The organism is Streptomyces viridochromogenes DSM 40736 (genome assembly GCF_000158955.1).
Classification (GTDB): domain Bacteria; phylum Actinomycetota; class Actinomycetes; order Streptomycetales; family Streptomycetaceae; genus Streptomyces; species Streptomyces venetus.
Genome location: NZ_GG657757.1, coordinates 7,923,516 through 7,942,565, shown reverse-complemented (window position 1 = coordinate 7,942,565; position 19,050 = coordinate 7,923,516). Strand labels below are relative to the sequence as shown.

Here is a 19,050-nt window from a genome sequence, read left to right as displayed (position 1 = left end):
TCGTCCTTGTCGTCCCAGAGCGTAGGGGCAAGAAGCACTTCGGCCAACATGGCGTACGCCACCTACGATGAATCGATCCTCGGGGAAGGGGCCTTTATGACCGTCAGGCTCACGCTGGTGTGTGCCCCAGCGCCCGCACAACGCCCGGTGCGCTTCGGAGTTGACGCCCCGCTCGACGAACGGGCTCTGCGGCAGACGCGGGCTCTCGCCGGAGCCCTGCCTGTCAACGCCACCCTTTACGCGGCGCCGTCACGGCGGTGCGGGCAGACGGCCGCAGCCCTGGGGTGGGAAGCCGTCGTCGAGGAAGCGGCGCTGCGGGACATCGACATGGGCAACTGGCGCGGCCGCACACTCGCCGCGGTCGCCGCCGAGGACGAGGCCGGGCTCGGCATATGGATGAAGGACCCTGACGCAGCGCCGCACGGTGGCGAGTCGGTGGCTCAGCTGTACCGTCGGGTCGCCTCCTGGCTGGGCGCACTGCCACCGGATGCGGGACAGGTTCTCGCCGTAGTCGAACAGGCCGTGGCGCGCGCGGCCGTAGTGCGCGCGCTGGACGCGCCGCTGCCCTCGTTCTGGCGCGTTGACGTTCCCCCCTTGTCCAGCGTCCAGCTCAGCGGCCGGGCAGGACGCTGGAATCTGCGAATGGGGACCGTTCTGGCTGGCCGACTCCGCGGACATGACGGAGAGGGGTCGGCATCAGGCGGCGGGCAATACCTGTGAGGGGGTGCGTGACACCCTGCGCGTCCCACCCCGGCCGGGCTCAGGATCGGCCGGGGCGGGTGTCAGAGGGGGGCGACTTCCTGCGGAGAAGGGCCGTGCGGAGGGCGGAGTGCAGGCGGGGCGTGTTCGTCCATTCGTGGTCGCGCGACGGGGAGACCCGCCAGTACAGACCGGGGCGCGTGACGCGGTGGAGCGGGGGATCGCCAAGTGCCAGCCCCGGCCCAGGACACGCACCCGCGGGAGCTCCCAGTCTCTCTCCCCCCCCCCCCGCATCGTGAACGGGCAGGACGGTCTCCGAGCACGGTCGGCGCAGGTGACGGGACGTGGCTCGGCCGGCTCAGCCGAGCACGTGCGCGCTGCTGACCGGTTCGCGCCGCTGCTGTCCATTGATGCGGTGCCGCTCGATGGACGAGCGCCGGTAGACCTCCTGCCGCACCCGCTGGATCTCGCCGATGGGCCGGTGCTCCTCTCGTGAGCGCCACGGTGTGATCGACGTGGCGTCGGCGGCCGTCACGTTGTCGTCCCCGCCGATGTCCTGACGCGGGAGGTCCACACGGGCGACGGTCACCCAGGGGGACAACTCGTCGGGCCACTTCACGGAGGTGTTGTCGACCGGCATACGAGCCAGATCGGTGTTCAGCTGCACTTGGAGCTCGAAGGAGTGGTCCCGTTCCGCGGCCTCGGCAACCAGGGTGCGGCGAAACGCCTCGTTGTCCGCGCGCACGTCCACGATCTGGTGCGTGAGAGCGGCCAGGGACTCGGCCGTCGGCACGGTGCGGATCTTGGCGATGTGATCGCCGTACCGGAAGGCGCCCATGCTGTTGTAGGTGTACGACAGCAGGTTTCTGCGCGGGACGGTGGTGAACGAGAGCATGGCGAACAGTTCGTCCCACAGCCAGCCGTCCGGGTCGGTGAGCGTGCCCCGGCGGGTCAGGAACTCCGCCATCCAGGTCTTGCGGCGGGCGGGGTTCACCAGGGCTTCGGGCAGCTCCGCGAACAGATCCTCGATAACCATGTAGTCGTAGGCCGTGTTCGCGAAGAAGACGTCGTTGTTGATCAGGTTGAGGTCGAAGGTACCGGTGTCGGGTTCGTCGGCCAGCAATGAGGGTCCGGGGACCCCGAACAGCTTGATGCCCATCCCGCACGCCGCGCCCAGCTGATGGTCGGGACGCTGGTGGCCCAGACCGTTGGAGTAACGGACGACGGCGTCGTACTCGGTGGGCCTCGCGAAGATGCCCTGCGCGTGGAAGCCGTGATTGTCACCGACCGTGACGGTGGCCTTCAGCAGGCCGTAGGTCTTTCCGTGGGCGGTGCGGACGGCGCGGCCGACGGCCTCACGCTCGACCGAGGCGCCGGTGCGCTGCGCCACCTGTGCGACCACGGCGTCCAACTCTTCCTGATAGGTCGGACGTTCGACGGGACGGTAATGCTCGTAGCGGACGGGATCCATGGTGCTGCCTCCATGTGTGGATGCTCCTGACCTCAGACGCTAGCCAGCAATTAAATTGCGCACAACATAACTGCCTGTGATGTATCCCATGCTTCCGCGCCCAGGGGATCACATCAACGCCGAAATGTGACCTACGGCGGACTTACAGGCATTCCAACCAGTCGGTATGGTGCGCCGCCTGAAGCACTCTTTCCCGTTTACCGCGGGGATCCGAGCCGTAGTGGAAGGCCAGGCGATGACATACGCCGACGAGAACCGGTACCCACCCTCAGCACAGTCCTACGGGATCCCCCCTCGACACGAGACGTACGGACAGAACCCGTGGCCGGAGTCGTACGGGCACGACGGCGCGCGATACGACTCGTACGGTCGGCAAGCCCCCTGGGACGCCCTTTACGCGCACGAGACCGCGCACGAGACCCATCGAGACGAATCCGACCTCACCGCCCTCCGCTCGGCCTACCGCCTGCTCCGCCGGATCTCCACGCTCACCGCGCTCGGCTCCTTCGTGGTGTATGTCGTGCTGTCCTGCTACGCGCCCGGTCTGATGGGATCCAAGGTCACCGGAGAGCTGAGCCTGGGCATGGCCTTGGGCATCCTCCAACTCGTCGTCACCTTCGCGGCGGTCTCCTGGTACAGGCGCAGCGCACAACGCTCCGTGGATCCGTTGGCCCGCGCCGTCCGGGAGCGGGCGGTCCCCACCGGCCGGAACGCGGGGATGGCGAGATGAACGACTTCAGCTCCGGGACGCAGTCCATCATCCTGGTTCTGTTCACCACGCTGGTCACCGTCACGCTGCTGATGTGCGTCATGGCGGGACCGGACCGCGACGACCTGGCGAACTTCTACACCGGCTACCTGTCGCTCACCCCGCTCAAGAACGGCCTGGCGATCGCGGGCGACTACATCTCCGCCGCCACGGTGCTGAGCACCACCGGCATCATCGCGCTCGCCGGATACGACGGCTACGTCCTTGCGGTCAGCACCGCCCTGTCCCTGGTGCTGCTGATGTTCCTCCTGGCCGAACCCCTGCGCAACGCAGGCAGGTTCACCATGGGCGACGTCCTGGCCCGCAACATGTCCGGACGGGCCGTGCGGATCGCCGCCTGCGTGGTGACACTCTCGGCGACCCTGCCCTTCCTGGTCGTCCAGCTCTCGGGAGCCGGGTCGCTGCTCACCTTCATCCTGGACATTCCGTACGCTGCGGGTGCCAGGACGGTGTGCATCGTCATCGTCGGCACTCTGATGATCATCTACGCGGCGATCGGCGGTATGCGGGGCACCGCGCTCATTCAGATGATCAAGATCGTGCTCCTGCTCGGCACCAGCATCGTCGTCGCCGCTCTCGTCCTCAACCGCTTCGACTGGAGCCCCGGCGACATCCTCAGGGCAGCCCAGCACGGCAGCGGCGCGGGCCCCGCCTACCTTCAGCAGGGCCTGCAGCTCGGCACGTCCACCGGTGGCCGGCTGGACTTCGTCAGTCTCCAGATCACCATCATCCTCGGGGTGGCCTGCCTGCCGCACATCACGATGCGCCTGTACTCCGCGCAGGACGTACCGGCCGTGCGTCGCTCCATGTCATGGGCGGTCGGCACGGTCACCACGTTCTGCCTGCTCGTGATCATCATGGGTACGGGCGCGGCGGCCCTGGTGGGATCGCAGCACATCACCGCGGCAGACCCGCACGGCAGGACGTCGGTGCTCATGCTGTCCCAGGTGCTCGGCGGGGCCCCCGGCTCCGCGGGCGCGGCGATCCTGTACTCGGCCGTGGCGGGCATGGTGTTCATCACCCTGCTGTCGTCGGTCGCGGGGATGACCCTGGCCGCGGCTTCGTCACTCGCCCACGACCTGTTCGCCCACGCGGTGCGGCGGGGACAGGCCGAGCCCCGTACCGAGATGTCGGTGGCGGCGTGGACGAGCGTGGCCGTGGGGGTCGTCGCCATCGGGCTCGCCACCATGGTGCAGAACTGGGACGTCGGCGTGCTGACCACTCTGGCCATCTGCATAGGGGCATCGGCGGTGGCACCCGCGCTCACCTACTCCCTGTTCTGGCGCGGGTTCACGCGCACGGGCCTGCTCACCACCCTCTACGGCGGCGCGGCCTGCGCGTTGCTGCTCATGGTCTTCTCCAGGGCCGTTTCGGGCACGCCGTCCGCCGTCTTCCCGCATGCCGACTTCGACCTGTTCCCCATGCAGTCCACCGGGCTGGTCTCCATCCCGTTCGGCTACCTCGCGGGCTGGCTGGGCAGCCGTCTGGACCACCGTCGCCGTGCCGCCGACAGCCGTGAGCAGCGGCGCCTGTACGAGGAGGGCGAGGCACGGCTTCTCGCCGCAGCCGAATGACCACCGCGGCGCGGGCGGGCCGACTTCAGGCGGCCTCCCGCGCCGCGGCCCGAGACGGTCGGACGGGCGTGCCGGTCAGCGGTTGTTGGAGATCCCGCCGTCCACGGGCATCACCGTGCCGGTCAGGTAGGCGCCCGCGCGGGAGGCGAGGAAAGATCGCGGGACCCGCGATGTCCTCGGGAGCTTTACGAGATACGTCAGGTTCGACTGGCCCAGCCCGATCCGCTCGAAGGCCAAGGGTCCGGCGAAGTCGACGCCGAGGAGGCGAACCAGTGGCCCACCGCCTCGGCGTCGATTCCGACGATGTCCGCGCTAGACACCGATTCCGGCTCCTTGCCTGAACGGGAGCGCATCACCGAGCAGTTGGCCGCCGTCGATCACCATCGTCTCGCCGGTGATCCAACTCGCGGCGTCCGAGACGAGGAAGGCGACCGCGGACGCGATGTCGGCAGGCTCCCCGATGCGGCCCAGCGCCACCGAGGCGGACACCTCCTCCTCGTGCTCCTTCCACAGAGCCTCGGCCAGCTTTGTGCGCACCACCCCCGGTGCCACGGCGTTGACGCGGACCTTCGGCGAGAGTTCCAGGGCCAGTTGCCTGGTGAGATGGATCAGCGCGGCCTTCGAGGCGTTGTACAGCCCGATGTTCGCCTCGGAGGCCATGCCGCCCACCGACGCGGTGTTGACGACCGCCCCGCCGTGCTCCCCCATCCAGGCTCGCGTGGCCAGCCCCGTCCACAGGACGGGCGCCCACAGGTTCACGTCGAAGGTCTTCGCGAACCGGCCGTGGTCCTGGTCGATGACCGGCCCGAAGGCCGGGTTGGTCCCCGCGTTGTTGACGAGGATGTCCAGACTGCCGAAGCGCTCGAGCGTCAGATCCACACAGCGCCGGGCCGCCTCTTCGTCGACCGCGTGCGCTGCCACGCCGACCGCTGTGCCCTTGACCTGGGCCGCGGCGGCCTCCGCCGCCTCTTGGGTCCGGGAGGTGAGGACGACGTTTGCGCCGGCCTCGGCGATGGACTGGGCTATCGCCAGCCCGATACCGCGCGAGGCCCCGGTGACGACGGCTGTACGACCGGTGAGGTCGAGTCCCGCCATCTCAGTTCACCGCCGCCGCGTCGCGGTACCGCCGCAGTTCCTGCTTGGCGATGGCCCGCTTGTGAACCTCGTCGGGACCGTCCGCCAGCCGCAGCGTCCGCAGATGCGCGTACATCATCGCCAAGGGGAAGTCGTCGGTCACTCCCGCTCCCCCGTGCACCTGGATCGCGCGGTCGACGATCTTCAACGCGATGTCGGGGGCGGCCACCTTGATGGCCGCGATCTCGGTGCGCGCTTCCTTGTTCCCGACCGTGTCCATCAGATACGCGGCCTTGAGCGTGAGCAGGCGGATCATCTCGATGTCGATCCGCGCTTCCGCGATCCAGTCCTGGATGTTCGACCGTTCGGCGACCGGGCTGCCGAAGGTCACCCGTGACTGTGCGCGCCGGCACATCAGTTCCAGTGCCCGCTCGGCCGCGCCGATGGCCCGCATGCAGTGGTGTATGCGGCCGGGCCCGAGCCGGGCCTGGCTGATGGCGAAACCCTCGCCCTCGCCCTTGAGGAGGTCCTTGGCCGGCACCCGGACGTTCTCGAAGATGATCTCCGCATGGCCCTCGCGGTCCGCGTACCCGAACACCGGGAGGTTGCGGACCACGGTGACGCCGGGGGCGTCCACGGGTACGACCATCATCGACTGCTGGCGATGCGGGGCCGCCGTGGGGTCGGTCTTGCCCATCACGATGAGCACCTTGCAGTTCTTGTGCATCGCGTTCGAGGCGAACCACTTGCGGCCGTTGAGCACGTACTCGTCGCCGTCGCGCTCCATCCGCAGCTCGATGTTGGTGGCATCGGAGCTGGCGACACGCGGCTCGGTCATCGCGAAGGCCGAGGCCATCGTCCCGTCGAGCAGCGGCTTGAGGTACTTCTCCTTGTGCTCGTCGGTGCCGAAGAGGGTGAGCACCTCCATGTTGCCGGTGTCGGGCGCGTTGCAGTTGCACGCCTCGGAGGCGATGTGACTGCGGCCCATGATCTCCGCCAGCGGCGCGTACTCGAGGTTCGTCAGGCCGGGGCCCCACTCCGGGTGCGGGTGGAACAGGTTCCACAGTCCGCGCCTGCGCGCCTCCGCCTTGAGCTCTTCGAGGATCGGCGGGTGGAAGTGCGGGTCGCCCGACGCGCGCATCTGCTCGTCGTACACCGCCTCGGCGGGGTAGATGTGCTCATCCATGAACTCGAGCAGATCCGCACGGTACTTCTTGGCACGGTCCGACGTCTCAAACAGGGACATCAGAACTCCTTACGGGTAGGGAGGGAAAGTCGGGCGGGCGCTTGTCCAGGTGACTGGCCACGCCCTCGACGACATCGGACCCGCGGAACGCCTGGAGCATCAGGCCCTCCGCCCGGGTCACGGAATCGGCGTAGGTGCCGTCCGCGTCGTTGCTCAGCTGGCTCTTGATGGTGGCCATGGATGCCGGGGAGCAGCGCTCCGCCAGATCGGCGGCGTACGCGACAGCGGCATCGACCACGCTGCCGGTGGGGACCAGGTGGTCGAGGAGTCCGATACGGAAGGCCTCCTCGGCATCCACCATGCGACTCGACAGCAGCAGATCCGCTGCTCGGCTGTGCCCCACCAGCCGGGGCAACAGCCAGGAGATCCCGTACTCGGCGATCAGCCCCCGTTGCGCGAATGCCGTGGTGAACCGGGCCGAGGGCGAGCCGAAGCGAAGGTCGCAGTAGAGCGCCTCCACCATGCCGAGGCCGGCGGCCACTCCGTTGACCGCTCCGATCAGCGGCTTGCGCAGGGTCCGCGGAAGGTCCCGGGGACGGCGCCCGGCCCGGCCCGCCTCGGAGACCTCGCCGACCGCCTGCAGCCGTTGCAGGTCGGCCCCGGCGCAGAATCCGCGTCCCGCGCCGGTGACCACGACGGCACGTACGTCCGGATCGTCCTCGGCGGCGTCGAGCACCGCGACATAGCGGTCCTCGAGTTCGTCGGTCCAGGCGTTCAGCTTGGCGGGCCGGTTGAACGTGACCAGCAGCACCTGCCCTCGGCGCTCGGCGAGGACGAGCTCGCCCGGCGCGCCGGTCATGCCTGCGCCAGCAGGGAGCTCTGGTAGCGGCGCATCCCGCGCACCCAGCGGTCGTAGTCCGAGCCCTTCTGCCGGTACATCTCGAGAACGTCTTCGTGCGGCAGGACGAGGAAGCGCTCGTCCTCGATGGCGGCCAGGACGGCGTCGGCGACTTCGGCCAGCTCCAGGACGTCACCAGCGGAGGTGACGGCCCGTGTCGCGGCTCTTCCCAGCGCGTCCCCGGAGTCCTCCCCGGCGGTCAGCATCCTGGTGTTCACGCCCATCGGGCACAGACAGCTGACCCGAACCCCGCGGTCGCCGTAGGTGACACTCAGCCACTCGGCGAAGGCGACGGCCGCGTGCTTGGTGACGGCGTACGTGGCGGAGCCGATCTGGGTGAGCAGTCCGGCCGCCGAGGCCGTGCTGACGAAGTAGCCCTCACCGCGCTCGAGCCACCGGGGTACCAGCAGCCTTGCCGCACGGATGTGGGCTCGCAGATTGACGTCGATCGAGCGATCCCAGTCCTGCTCGCTCACGTCGAGGCCGAGCGCGCCGCCGATGCCCGCGTTCGCGAAGTAGAAGTCGACCGGGCCGAAGGCGCTCTCCGCCAGGTCGATCAACTGCTGGATCTGCTCACTGTCCGACACGTCCGCGCCGGCGCTGACGGTGGTGCCCGGATGGTCGGCGTCGACTGTCTCCGACACCGCCCGCGCGGCCTCCGCGTCGAGGTCCGCGACTACGACCCGGGCGCCCTCGCGAGCGAGCCGTGCGACCAGCGCGCTGCCGATACCGCCGCCCCCACCGGTGACGATGGCGACTCTTTCTGCAAGGTTCACGGCAACCCTCTCCGTTGACGGGGCGTGCGGTGCGTCCGACCTGTATAATTGAATCCGACGTCAAGTTCAATAGCTGTCCGCGCGGAACCAATGAAGAAAGCCGCCCAACCCCAGGGGTATGAGCGGCTGCGAGGCGCGCGGATCAGCGGTGGCCGGGGAACCGCAGGGCGTTCGCCCACAGGCGGGTGACCGTGGACACGAGTTCCTCGAAGTCCACCGGCGTGTCTTCCTCTTGCTCTTCACTGCGTACGAAGGCGTTGTAAGCCATGACACTGACCATGCCGGACAGTGCACGGGACGCCATCATCGGATCGACGCCACGGTCTGCGACACCCCGCGCCTGCAGGTCGGCGATACCGCGGGCGTTGCGGCGGATGAACGCGTCCCCGCGCCGCCTTCGGAACTCACGGAACTCCGGTTCCACTTGGGCGACCTGCTCGAGCAGTGCCATCAGCTTCGCGTTCCGCTGGTACGCCGCGAGATAGGCGCGGTTGCTCGCCTCGAGTACCGCATAGGGATCGTCGGTGCCCTGCACCCGGCCCATGCCGGGGTGCATCATGTCCTCCTGCGCCTCCAGGAGGACGGCGGCAAGCACCTCTTCCTTGTTGGCGAAGTAGGTGTAGAAGGATCCCGCCGCGCACCGGGCCTCTTTGGAGATGTCGGTCAGGCGGGTGTCGAGGTAACCGTCCCGTTCGAACACCTTGCGCGCGGCCTTCACCAGAGCGGCCCGGGTCCGCGCTCCGCGCTGCGTCGTGGGCGGCTCGCGAAGTTGCGAGAAGGGCGCCACGGGCGGTGCCTGCTCGCCGTCGGTCTCCTCGGGCGCAGTAGTGTCCATCCCCGGAACTTTACTTGAATCCGACGTCATAGTCATAAATCCCAAAGGGCAGACGGAGCAGGTTGATGTCCTGGTTTCCCGGGGTTCAGGGGCGGCGGGCGGCAACGTCACCGAGGGCGGTGTCGCGGGTCAGAGCGCTACGGTCGATGGACCGCTTGAGGATCTTCCCCGTCGGCCCCTTGGGCAGCGCGTCGACGAACCGGACGATGCGCGGGATCTTGTAGGCGGACAGCCGCTCTCGTGCCCAGTTCGACACCTCGGCGGCACCGAGGTCCGCACCGGGCCGGGCGGCGACGAGCGCGGCGACTTCCTCACCGTAGTGGTCGTCGGGAACGCCGATCACGGCTGCCTCGACACATCAAGTCCTCGGGCGGTGTGGCCGGATGACCGACCTCCGTACGTCCGGTCGGTCAGTCGATCGATGGGTATCGGTCAGGCCGTGATCCCGAAGCGTTCGGCGAGTTGGCGGCGGGTGTCGGCGACGCTGGTGTGCAGTACGCCTCCGATTCCGATCCGTGCCGCTCCGTCGAGGTTCTGCCGCAGATCGTCGATCATGACCGCCTCCTCGGGGTCGATGCCGAGGCGTTCACACGCGATCGCGTAGATCCGCCGGGAAGGCTTGCGGATGCCGACCTCGGACGAAATGACGACCACATCGGCGACGGCCGCGAGGTCGACGCCCTCATAGGTCCCGGTGCCGAACGAATTGGACACCAGCGCAACAGGATGGCCGGCGGCTCGCACCTCAGCGAGCAGCGCGAGCATGTCCCGGTCGATCGACATTCCCGCTTGCATCCGGGCCGTGAGCCCCTCGGCCGACACCTCCGCGCCATGGACACGGAGGCGTTCGGCGAATCCCCGCTCGAACGCTGGGGCGTCGATACGGCCGCACTCGTGGTCGGCCAGCAGGGTGCGTGAGGGCTGGTCCCGGCTCAGGAGGTCCAGCGGAAGGCGCGGGTCGCCGCCGAGCGAGGCGCCGAATTCGGTGAAGGCCCGCAACACATTGGAGGTGATGACACCGCCGAAGTCCACCAGGACCGCGTTTCGGGTCTTTTCCACCGCGTTCGACAACGTGTCCATGATCAGGCGACCTCGAACAGTCCGGCTGCGCCCATTCCGCCGCCGACGCACATGGAGATCACCACATACCGAACGCCGCGGCGCTTGCCCTCGATGAGGGCATGCCCCACCAGTCGGGCGCCGGTCATGCCGTACGGGTGGCCGACCGAGATCGCGCCGCCGTCGACGTTGAACCGCTCCGGGTCGATGTGCAGTTCGTCGCGGCAGTACAGCGCCTGGGAGGCGAAGGCCTCGTTGAGTTCCCACAGGCCGATGTCGTCGATGGTGAGGTTGTGCTGCTTCAGCAGCTTCGGGATGGCGAAGACCGGGCCGATGCCCATCTCGTCCGGCGCGCACCCGGCGACGGTCATACCCCGGTAGACGCCCAGCGGTTCCAGGCCGCGGCGCTCGGCCTCCTTCGCCTCCATCAGCACCGAGGCCGACGCCCCGTCCGACAGCTGCGAGGAGTTGCCCGCCGTCACGCTGGAGTGCGCGCTCACCTGACCGTCGGGCAGCACCGGCGTCAGGCCGGCCAGGCCGTCGAGGGTGGTCGACGCGCGGTTGCCCTCGTCCCGGGTCAGGGTGACCTCCTCGTCCCGTACTTCCCCGGATTGCTTGTCGTGGACCTTCTTGACGCTGCTGAGCGCGACGATCTCCTGGTCGAACCGGCCGGCCTCCTGCGCCGCCGCGGTGCGCCGCTGCGACAGCAGCGCGAACTCGTCCTGGCGCTCCCGGCTCACGCCGTAGCGCTCGGCGACGATCTCCGCCGTCTGCAGCATCGGCAGGTAGATGGCCGGCTTGTGCTCGACGAGCCAGGGATCCGTCATGCGGTGGGTGTTCATGTGGTCGTTCTGGACCAGGGAGATCGACTCGACACCGCCGCCGACGGCGACCTGCATGCCGTCCGTGACGATCTGCTTGGCGGCCGTCGCCATGGCCATCAGACCCGACGAGCACTGCCGGTCGATCGACATCCCCGACACGGTGTCCGGAAGTCCGGCCCGCAGAGCGGCCTGACGCGCCACGTTGAACCCGGAGGACCCTTGCTGCACGGCGCAGCCGAAGATGACGTCCTCGACCTCGCCTCCCTCGAGACCGGCGCGCCGCACCGCGTGCGAAAGGGCGTGGGCGGCGAGTTCCTGCGCCTGGGTGTCGTTGAACGCGCCGCGGTAGGCCTTTCCGATCGGCGTCCGTGCCGTCGAAACGATGACTGCTTCCCTCATGTCGCCTCGCTGTTTCCTGTCGGTCCGGTGCGTCCGGGGACTCCGGGGACTCCGGGGACTCCGGGGACTCCGGGGACTCCGGGGACTCCGGGGACTCCGGGGTCGGAACTCCGACCTCCGTGAGCCGGGCTCGATTGCCGATGGACGGTGCCGTGCGCCAACTGCCGTGCGGATATGGCTCATGACCGTCTCCTCGGGTGATCCGAGGACATGTCGTGACCGCAGGGGTGACGGGTATCGGCCTTCCGACCGGTTATATTTGAATTCGACGTCAGGTTCAACCGTCGCGCCCTCTTGACAGCCCCTCCCCTTACCGCAAGGGTACCGACCAGTCGGTACGAAGGGGTGGATAGTGACTCGGCTGAGCATCTCCACGCATGCGGGCGTGTTCGACGCGATCGCGGCCGGTCCCGCCGGGGGCCGCCCGGTGCTCTTGCTGCACGGATTCCCGCAGACGGGGGTGGTGTGGCGGCGGCAGATCGAGGCGTTGGCCGCGCACGGCTACCGGGTGGTGGCACCCGACCAGCGTGGGTACTCCCCCGGAGCCCGCCCCCAGCGGCCCGAGGACTATCGGATCAGCCATCTCGTCGACGACGTCGTGGCGATCACGGAGGAACTGGGCTGGGCGACGTTCGACCTGGTCGGCCACGACTGGGGCGGCGCGGTGGCCTGGTGGACGGCTGACGCCCACCCCGGCCGCGTGCGCACTCTCACGGTCGTCTCGACCCCGCACCCCGGCGCCCTGGCCACCACCCTGCGCACGAATGAGGACCAGCGCAGTCGCTCGCACTACATGATCGACTGGCGCGAAACACCCACGACCGAAGAGCGCATGCTGGCCCACGACGCCCAAGAGCTTCGCGATTTCTACGCCGGAAAGGTCCCGCGAGACAGTGCGGACGCCTATGTGCGTCACCTGTCCCAGCCTGGCGCCCTCACCGCTGCGCTGAACTGGTACCGCGCCGGCCGCCCCGACGGCGCGATCGGCGTCATCGACGTTCCCACGCTGTACGTCTGGAGCACGGACGACAGCGCGTTCGGCCCGGCAGCCGCGCGGGAGACCGAGCGATGGGTCAACGGGCCGTACCGATTCGAGACCCTCCAAGGCGTCAGCCACTGGATCCCCGAGGAAGCGCCCGAGCAGCTGAGCCACCTGCTGCTCGACCATCTCCGAGCGCACGGCGAGTACTCAACCCGCGGCGAAAACGCTGTCGTCGACCCTCAGAAAAGGTGACCCCCATGGAGACTGCGCGTGCGGCCTGGCGCCGCCTCGAGCCCGTACACGCCATGATCTACTTCGCCCCAGAGGCGAGGCGACGGTACGCGGAGCTCGGCCTGAGCGGACGCGCCGGCTACTTCGCCTTCCGCAGCGCCGCCTTCGGCCGGGCCTCCGCCGAGCTGGTCATCTCCACCTTCTACAACTTCAACCCCGATGTCGTACGGCAGGCGGTCGACGGGGTCTGGGAGACGGCGACGCCGCAGCAGGTGCTGGACGCGCGGTACGCCGCGGCGGGCGAGGCTCTACGGCGGGCGAAAGTCCACGAACTGCCCTACCTGAGCGAGGTCCTGGCGCTGACCCGCCGGGCGGCCGAGGCGGCCCGCGAACACGCGCAGGGCCGCCCGCTGTTCGCCGCGCATGCCGCACTGCCCTGGCCGCAGGAGCCGGTGCTGCAGCTGTGGCACGCCCAGACACTGCTCCGGGAGTTCCGCGGAGACGGCCACGTGGCCTGCCTGCTGAGCGAGGGCGTCGGCGGCTTGGAAGCCCTGATCCTGCACGCCGCCACCGGTGACGTGCCCGTCGACTTCCTCAAAGCCAGCCGGGCGTGGCCCGAGGAGGAGTGGACCGCCGCCGAGGAGCGCCTGCGCGAGCGAGGTCTCCTGGACGGCGACTCCCTCAGCCCGGAAGGCGCGACCCTGCGCCAACACATCGAGGACCGCACCGACCACCTGGCCCTTCCCGCCTACGCCGCACTGGGTGAAGCCGACTGCGAGCGGCTCGCCGATCTCGCGAGCCCCTTCGGCCGCGCCGTCGTCGAAGCCGGCCTTCTCAAGGTCGGCTGACCGTCACCTCTCCCCTCCGCCTCGTGCTTCCTCGGCTGGAACTGCCGGTTCACGCCCTGAGAGAGGCTGCGTGCCACGGCCGCGGAAGGGGGATGTCGTGTGCTCAGTGCCGCCGCCGGACGACGGAACCGCCGAACGGCTCCTCAGCCTGCGGGCGCTCCATGTCGCTCCAGACCCGGTGCTTCGCTCGGCTCATCGCAGTTGCTCCTTCCACCTTTCGGTCCGCCGCGGCCTGGCCGGCCGGCCCCGCGTCGGCCGACAGCGTCCTGGCCGCGGTGCAGCAGGTGACAGATGCCTTCGCCGAGGGCTTCGAGCGAGCTCAGCGCCAGGCCGTACGGCAGGAGGAGGCCGCACGCCGCGAGTTCATCGACGACCTCCTCTACGGTCGCAGCGACCTCGGGCGCCTCGCCGAACGGGCCGAACGCTTCGGTCTGCGTCTCTCGCACGCCCATGCCGTCGCCGTCGCCGAAGGCCCGACCGCGTACGAGGAGGGCGATCCCGTACCCCGCCAGGTGGAACGCGCGCTCATCTCACGCTTCGGCGACCGCAGCATCCTGCTCACCACCAAGGACGGCCGGCTGCTGTGCATCGCCCCCGGCCCCCAGGACGAGGTCCTCGCCCACTTCGCAAAGCAGGCGCATGCCGCCACCGACGGCGGCCGGGTCGCCATCGGCCGCCCCCAGCCCGGCCCCGGCGGCGTCGTCCACTCCTACGAGGAGGCGCTCAACGCCCTGGAACTCGCCGAGCGCCTGGAACTGGAGGACCCGGTCCTGCGCGCCGCCGACCTGCTCGTCTACCCCGTGCTCACCCGCGACCGGCAGGCCATGGCCGAACTCGTCCTCGCCACCCTCGGCCCGCTCACCACGGCCCGCGGCGGCCCCCAGCCCCTCCTGGACACCCTCACCGCCTACTTCGACTCCGGCTGCGTCGCCGCCGAGGCGGCCCGCCGTCTCACCCTCAGTGTGCGGGCCCTGACCTACCGGCTGGAACGCATCCACAAGCTCACCGGCGCCAATCCCGCCGATCCGGCCCACCGCTACATGCTGCAGACCGCGGTGATCGGCGCACGCCTGCTGGACTGGCCCACCGAGGAACTCTGACGCTCCGCGCCGGAGCACCGCCATGGCCATCGGCCTGCTCGGCGTGACTTCCTTCTCGATTCGACACCACAGCGCGGAGCGGTCGGCATGCTCCGGCAGCAAGGCCCGGGTGATCACTGTCCGCATCCAAGGACAGCCCCCACCCCGGCGTCGCCGATCGGGCAACGGCGCTCGTTCAGGGACCGCACATCAACCGGCGGCACTTCCCCGTGTCCCCGGGCTCGCACCATCGAGGTAGCCACTGTGTCACTCGACTCCGTCCCAGAACGTCGACGCAGCCGTCAGCCCGGTCGTCAAGCGCGAGCTCGGCTCCTTCCTGGAGTGCGTCCGCGCCCGCAAGGCCGGCGAGATCAGCGACGCCGATGACGACGGCGACGGCGGCGACGACGAAGACCAGGAGCCGGTGAAGACCACCGTCTGACCGCCCCGGCGGCCCGGCTCCTGTACGGGCCCGTGCTCACCTCGCGCCTTGGTGGGTACGGGCCCGTACGTCTGCCGCCTACGACCGACCGCCGAGCTCCGCCCTCTCGCGCCGCCGGTCCAGGTAACCGATGGCCGGAGTCGCCATGACCCCGTGCAGCACCACCGAGATCACCACGGTGAGGGCCACGACCGCCCACAGCTCCCGTTCCAGCCCGCCGAAGGAGTCCTGCCCCAGCGCGTAGGACAGGTAGAACAGCGAACCGATGCCGCGGATCCCGAACAGGGCGACCACGACGCGCTCCTTCTTCCCCGTGGCGGCCCCCACCTGGGCCAGCCACCCGGTCAGCGGCCGTACCACCAGCAGCACCAGGATCCCGACCAACGCCCCCGCCCAGGTCAGGGCGGACAAGGCGCCGGCCACCAGGTAACCGCCGAGCAGGAACAGCAGCACGGCCGTGAGCAGCCGCTCGACCTGCTCGGTGAACTCGTGCAGCACCTTGTGATAGCCGTGGCTGCGCTCGGCGGCCCGGATGACGCAGGCCGTCACGAACACGGACAGGAAGCCGTAGCCGTGGAGCACCTCGGCGATGCCGTACGACACGAAGGTGGCGCCCAGCGCCACGAAGCCCTCCATGTGTTCGGACAGCCGCAGCGCCGAGGTGCGCACCCGGAAGAACATCCACCCCAGCAGCCAGCCGACACCACCCCCGACGGCCAGCCCCACAGCGCACTTGCCCAGCAGGTCGGTCAGCGCCCACGAACCGATCCAGTCCGCCGACCACCCCGTCCCGGCCGCAGCGGCGAGGGCGATGGCCGCGTAGACGAACGGAAAGGCGAGTCCGTCGTTGAGCCCCGCCTCACTGGTCAGGGAGAACCGCACCTCGTCCTCGTCGCGCTCGGTACCGAGCGGCTCGCCCACGCGCACCTCACCGGCCAGCACGGGGTCCGTCGGCGCGAGCACGGCCCCCAGCAGCAGAGCGGCGGCGGGCGGCCAGTCGAGCAGCCCCCAGACCAGCAGGGCGACGACCGCCACGGTCAGCGGCATCGTGATGCCGAGCAACCGCCACGTGCTCGACCAGCGGCGCCAGCCGAAGGGCCGGTCGATGGCGAGCCCCGCGCCCATCAGCGACACGATCACACACACCTCGGTGGTGTGCTCGACCCACAGACGATCACGAACGGGATCCACGGCCGGCACGCCCACCGGCAGCAACTCGATCAGAACCCCCGCGGCAAGGAAGACCATGGGCAGGGACAACGGCCGCTTGGACACCACCCGGGGCAGCACAGCAGCCCCCAGCGCACCCAGGCCCAGACAGACGTAGACCACGTCCGAAAGCGTCACTGCGACCTCCTGCCCGACGCGATCACTCCCAGGTCACGTGTGTACCCCGTCCGCACCGGTGCCTCGCCCGAGTACATCACCGAGTCCGCTGCTGGACGTCCGACGGACTGCTGACCGTCTTCTTCCTGGTCGCCGGGATCGAGCTGAAGCGGGAACTGGTCGTCGGCTCGCTGCGCACCCGACGGCGGCACTGCCCGCATCGCCGCAGTGTGCGGCATGGCCGTACCCGCAGCCTTCTACGCCGTCACGGTCACAGCCGGCGGCGGCAGCATGGACGGCTGGGCGGTGCCGACGGCCGCCGACATCGCCTTCGCCCTGGCCGTCCTGGCGGTCATGTCCACCCACCTGCCCGGCCGAGCAGGTGCTGCATGCCATGCGGACTGGCCCGCCCGGCCCACTTGGCGATGCTCCAGCAGTTCTTGCGCGACAGGCCCGACAGCAGCCCCAGCACCAACCTCCCGCACCGACGCCGAGTTCAACCCGCGGGAAAGGATTCATGTGACATAGCCCAAGCTGGGATATATGCCAAGATTCCGGCGCGCCCACCGCATGATCTTCACTCTTCACACACCGATGATCAACGGTGGCCGCGCCCGTCTTCACCGCCCCTCGGTCACGACGTGCGAAGACGGGCTGCATCCCTTCCGTGTCCCGCACGGGGCACGCAGCGTTCGCCCGCCGTCTCGTGCCAGGAGGACACATGCAACGCGGTGAAGTCTGGTGGGTCGACTTCGATGAGCGACGCCCGGTCGTGCTGCTCTCGGACGAGGAGTCATCCGGGTTTCAGGCGATGCAGGTCGTTGCGCCAGCGGGCGTCGACATCAGCGGCCTGGGCGTTGAAGTGGCCGTAGGAGCCCCGGAAGGACTGCCCTTCGAAGGCGTGCTGCGGTTCGCGTTCCCGCGTCCAGGCTTTACTCCGTGCACATGGCTGACCACCGTGGCCCGGGACGACCTGATCGAGCGGGCGGGCGTGTTGTCCTCCGTGAAGCTCAGCGAGGTTGGAGAAGCCCTCCGTGCCGCTGGGCAGAGGAGGGAGTGGACCCCGATGACGGCTGCCAGGATCAGCGAGATCAAAGAGGCCCGCCGTCTCGAAGGACTCGAATAGCGGACGCCTGCGCTGCCCGGCTCGATCTCGTCGACGACTGACCGTTGCCCCCTCTCCACCGCACTCCAGCAACAGGATCACGATCTACGGCTGGAGTACTGGGCGCACAAGGCCAGAGGGAGCACCGCGTCGAAGTCCGTCGTCGCGGTCACTGCTCGGCGGCCTCTCGGGCGATCTGCTCGAACTGGGCGCCCATGGCCTCGGAGAGTGCCTGGGCGGCGGAGAGCGGGCGCACCATGACCGTGAACTCGTCGATCTTCCCGTTGTCGTCGAAGTGCAGGAAGTCGCAACCCTGAAGATGCTTGCCGGCGACGGTGGCGGTGAAGACGAAGGCGTGGTCGCGGCCGTCGGGGTTGGCTATCTCGCGGACGTAGGTGAAGTCCTGGAAGACCCGGGACACGCCGCGCAGGATCGCGGCGGTGATGGCCTTGCCCGGGTACGGCTTGAAGGCGACGGGGCTGGTGAAGACGACGTCGTCGGCCAGCAGCGCGGCCACGGCGTCCAGGTCGCCGCTCTCGACAGCTTTACGGAAGGGATGCACAGGAGCCCACCTCTCATAATCAATAAATTGAATAGATGTACGTGAGGTTAGCGGCCTCACCAGGGCTTGTCTATAAGGATTGAGTGGACCATCACTCACTTCGTTGAGTAATCACAGCGGTGCTAGCGTGTGTCCATGGCTTTGCGGAACGCGGTGATGGCCGCGCTGTTGGAGGGCGAGGCGTCCGGGTACGACCTCGCGAAGGCGTTCGACGCGACGGTCGCCAACTTCTGGATGTCGACGCCCCAGCAGCTCTACCGGGAGCTGGAGCGCATGGAGGCCGAAGGACTCGTCACGGCCCGCGTCGTCGAGCAGGAGCGACGCCCCAACAAGCGCCTGTTCTCCTTGACGGAGGCCGGGCGGAAGGCCGTCCGCGCCTACACCGCCGAGCCCTTGGGTAAACCGGCGGTCATCCGGGACGAGCTGATGGTCAAGGTGCAGTGCCTGGACGCGGGCGACATGGAAGCGGTCCGGACCGCCATCGCCGAACGCATGGAGTGGGCCACCGCCAAGCTGGCCCGCTACGAACGGCTCCGGCAACGTCTGCTCGAGGGGCGCTCCGAGGAGGCGTACTTCGCCGAGGCCGAGCGCATCGGCCCGTACCTCACCCTGCTACGCGGAATGTCCTTCGAGCGGGAGAACCTCCAGTGGGGGGACATGGCACTGCGCAGGCTCGAACAGCGCACGGCCACGCTCCGGGCCGACAACTGACCTGCGGCGGCCCCACCTGGAGTCAGCAAGAGAAGGCACTCAGGCCCGGGCCGCTTCGCGAGTCGAGCGGATGCCCGTCCCCGACCTACGCCACAGCCGGGTCGGCCGACACCATGAGCACGGCAACGGGCAGCTCGGCCCGCGTGACTTGCACTCTGTCCAACTACCGTCCGACGAAGAAGGTTCAGCACGAGGAGCCA

The 19,050-nt window shown here is 69.1% G+C and carries 19 protein-coding genes and 2 pseudogenes; 9 read left to right on the top strand and 12 right to left on the bottom strand.

Annotated elements, in window-relative coordinates; translation table 11 throughout:
* The first annotated feature begins 48 nt into the window (after positions 1 to 48).
* Positions 49 to 720 carry a histidine phosphatase family protein gene (locus tag SSQG_RS34805; RefSeq protein WP_244299360.1) on the top strand — a complete coding sequence of 224 codons (672 nt, stop codon included), beginning with the start codon at positions 49 to 51 and terminating at the stop codon, positions 718 to 720.
* A 337-nt stretch (positions 721 to 1,057) separates the two neighbouring features.
* Here the strand turns inward: SSQG_RS34805 and SSQG_RS34800 are convergent, their stop codons facing one another.
* The gene (locus SSQG_RS34800; RefSeq protein WP_003994685.1) at positions 1,058 to 2,170 is read right to left on the bottom strand and encodes a catalase family protein; all 1,113 of its coding nucleotides are present in this window, start codon (positions 2,168 to 2,170) and stop codon (positions 1,058 to 1,060) included.
* 235 nt (positions 2,171 to 2,405) lie between these two features.
* Between SSQG_RS34800 and SSQG_RS34795 the strand changes: the two genes are divergently transcribed.
* Both SSQG_RS34795 and SSQG_RS34790 read left to right on the top strand, forming a co-directional pair.
* Positions 2,406 to 2,900: a DUF485 domain-containing protein gene (locus SSQG_RS34795; RefSeq protein ID WP_003994684.1), complete on the top strand. Its 495-nt coding sequence runs from the start codon at positions 2,406 to 2,408 to the stop codon at positions 2,898 to 2,900.
* Entirely contained in the window at positions 2,897 to 4,513 is a 1,617-nt protein-coding gene (locus SSQG_RS34790) for a cation acetate symporter (protein ID WP_003994681.1), read from the top strand. Before SSQG_RS34795 ends, SSQG_RS34790 begins: the two co-directional genes overlap by 4 nt.
* A 75-nt stretch (positions 4,514 to 4,588) precedes the next feature.
* On the opposite strand, the pseudogene SSQG_RS44160 reads toward SSQG_RS34790, so the two are convergent.
* The 9 genes and pseudogenes from SSQG_RS44160 to SSQG_RS34750 form a co-directional block, all read right to left on the bottom strand.
* Positions 4,589 to 4,688: pseudogene (locus SSQG_RS44160) on the bottom strand (3-oxoacyl-ACP reductase); the annotation flags it as partial.
* Between the two features lie 137 nt (positions 4,689 to 4,825).
* Positions 4,826 to 5,608 carry an SDR family oxidoreductase gene (locus tag SSQG_RS34785; protein WP_003994680.1) on the bottom strand — a complete coding sequence of 261 codons (783 nt, stop codon included), beginning with the start codon at positions 5,606 to 5,608 and terminating at the stop codon, positions 4,826 to 4,828.
* 1 nt (position 5,609) lies between these two features.
* The gene (locus SSQG_RS34780; protein ID WP_003994679.1) at positions 5,610 to 6,833 is read right to left on the bottom strand and encodes an acyl-CoA dehydrogenase family protein; all 1,224 of its coding nucleotides are present in this window, start codon (positions 6,831 to 6,833) and stop codon (positions 5,610 to 5,612) included.
* Positions 6,820 to 7,632, bottom strand: a complete 813-nt coding sequence (locus tag SSQG_RS34775; protein WP_003994678.1) for an enoyl-CoA hydratase-related protein — start codon at positions 7,630 to 7,632, stop codon at positions 6,820 to 6,822. Before SSQG_RS34775 ends, SSQG_RS34780 begins: the two co-directional genes overlap by 14 nt.
* Entirely contained in the window at positions 7,629 to 8,447 is an 819-nt protein-coding gene (locus SSQG_RS34770; protein WP_003994677.1) for an SDR family oxidoreductase, read from the bottom strand. Before SSQG_RS34770 ends, SSQG_RS34775 begins: the two co-directional genes overlap by 4 nt.
* 142 nt (positions 8,448 to 8,589) lie before the next feature.
* On the bottom strand, positions 8,590 to 9,282 hold the full coding sequence (locus SSQG_RS34765; RefSeq protein ID WP_003994676.1) for a TetR/AcrR family transcriptional regulator: 693 nt from the start codon (positions 9,280 to 9,282) through the stop codon (positions 8,590 to 8,592).
* A gap of 85 nt (positions 9,283 to 9,367) precedes the next feature.
* The gene (locus SSQG_RS34760; RefSeq protein WP_003994675.1) at positions 9,368 to 9,625 is read right to left on the bottom strand and encodes an AMP-binding enzyme; all 258 of its coding nucleotides are present in this window, start codon (positions 9,623 to 9,625) and stop codon (positions 9,368 to 9,370) included.
* Between the two features lie 89 nt (positions 9,626 to 9,714).
* Positions 9,715 to 10,413, bottom strand: coding sequence for an HAD family hydrolase (locus SSQG_RS34755; protein WP_244299355.1), 699 nt, complete (start codon positions 10,411 to 10,413; stop codon positions 9,715 to 9,717).
* Positions 10,365 to 11,564, bottom strand: coding sequence for an acetyl-CoA C-acyltransferase (locus SSQG_RS34750; protein ID WP_003994673.1), 1,200 nt, complete (start codon positions 11,562 to 11,564; stop codon positions 10,365 to 10,367). Before SSQG_RS34750 ends, SSQG_RS34755 begins: the two co-directional genes overlap by 49 nt.
* A 349-nt stretch (positions 11,565 to 11,913) precedes the next feature.
* On the opposite strand from SSQG_RS34750, the gene SSQG_RS34745 reads away from it, so the two are divergent.
* Genes SSQG_RS34745 through SSQG_RS34735 form a run of 3 tightly spaced genes read left to right on the top strand, consistent with a single transcriptional unit; the run spans position 11,914 to position 14,725 of the window.
* A complete protein-coding gene (locus tag SSQG_RS34745) occupies positions 11,914 to 12,798 on the top strand; it encodes an alpha/beta fold hydrolase (RefSeq protein ID WP_052310387.1) in 885 nt (294 codons plus the stop codon).
* 5 nt (positions 12,799 to 12,803) lie between these two features.
* Positions 12,804 to 13,625, top strand: coding sequence for an SCO6745 family protein (locus tag SSQG_RS34740; RefSeq protein ID WP_003994671.1), 822 nt, complete (start codon positions 12,804 to 12,806; stop codon positions 13,623 to 13,625).
* A gap of 23 nt (positions 13,626 to 13,648) precedes the next feature.
* A complete protein-coding gene (locus SSQG_RS34735; protein ID WP_003994670.1) occupies positions 13,649 to 14,725 on the top strand; it encodes a PucR family transcriptional regulator in 1,077 nt (358 codons plus the stop codon).
* A 499-nt stretch (positions 14,726 to 15,224) separates the two neighbouring features.
* Here the strand turns inward: SSQG_RS34735 and SSQG_RS34730 are convergent, their stop codons facing one another.
* Positions 15,225 to 16,493 (bottom strand): cation:proton antiporter, encoded by a 1,269-nt coding sequence (locus SSQG_RS34730; RefSeq protein WP_003994668.1) that lies wholly within the window; start codon positions 16,491 to 16,493, stop codon positions 15,225 to 15,227.
* A gap of 92 nt (positions 16,494 to 16,585) precedes the next feature.
* Here SSQG_RS34730 and SSQG_RS40045 point away from each other — a divergent pair.
* Together SSQG_RS40045 and SSQG_RS34725 are read left to right on the top strand one after the other, a co-directional pair.
* Positions 16,586 to 16,844: pseudogene (locus SSQG_RS40045) on the top strand (Na+/H+ antiporter NhaA); the annotation flags it as partial.
* A 349-nt stretch (positions 16,845 to 17,193) separates the two neighbouring features.
* Positions 17,194 to 17,598: a type II toxin-antitoxin system PemK/MazF family toxin gene (locus tag SSQG_RS34725; protein WP_003994667.1), complete on the top strand. Its 405-nt coding sequence runs from the start codon at positions 17,194 to 17,196 to the stop codon at positions 17,596 to 17,598.
* A gap of 148 nt (positions 17,599 to 17,746) precedes the next feature.
* On the opposite strand, the gene SSQG_RS34720 is transcribed toward SSQG_RS34725, so the two are convergent.
* Positions 17,747 to 18,139, bottom strand: a complete 393-nt coding sequence (locus SSQG_RS34720; protein WP_003994666.1) for a nuclear transport factor 2 family protein — start codon at positions 18,137 to 18,139, stop codon at positions 17,747 to 17,749.
* Positions 18,140 to 18,274: 135 nt separating this feature from the next.
* Here SSQG_RS34720 and SSQG_RS34715 point away from each other — a divergent pair, with 135 nt between their 5' ends.
* Positions 18,275 to 18,850, top strand: a complete 576-nt coding sequence (locus SSQG_RS34715) for a PadR family transcriptional regulator (RefSeq protein ID WP_003994665.1) — start codon at positions 18,275 to 18,277, stop codon at positions 18,848 to 18,850.
* Positions 18,851 to 19,050 lie beyond the last annotated feature (200 nt).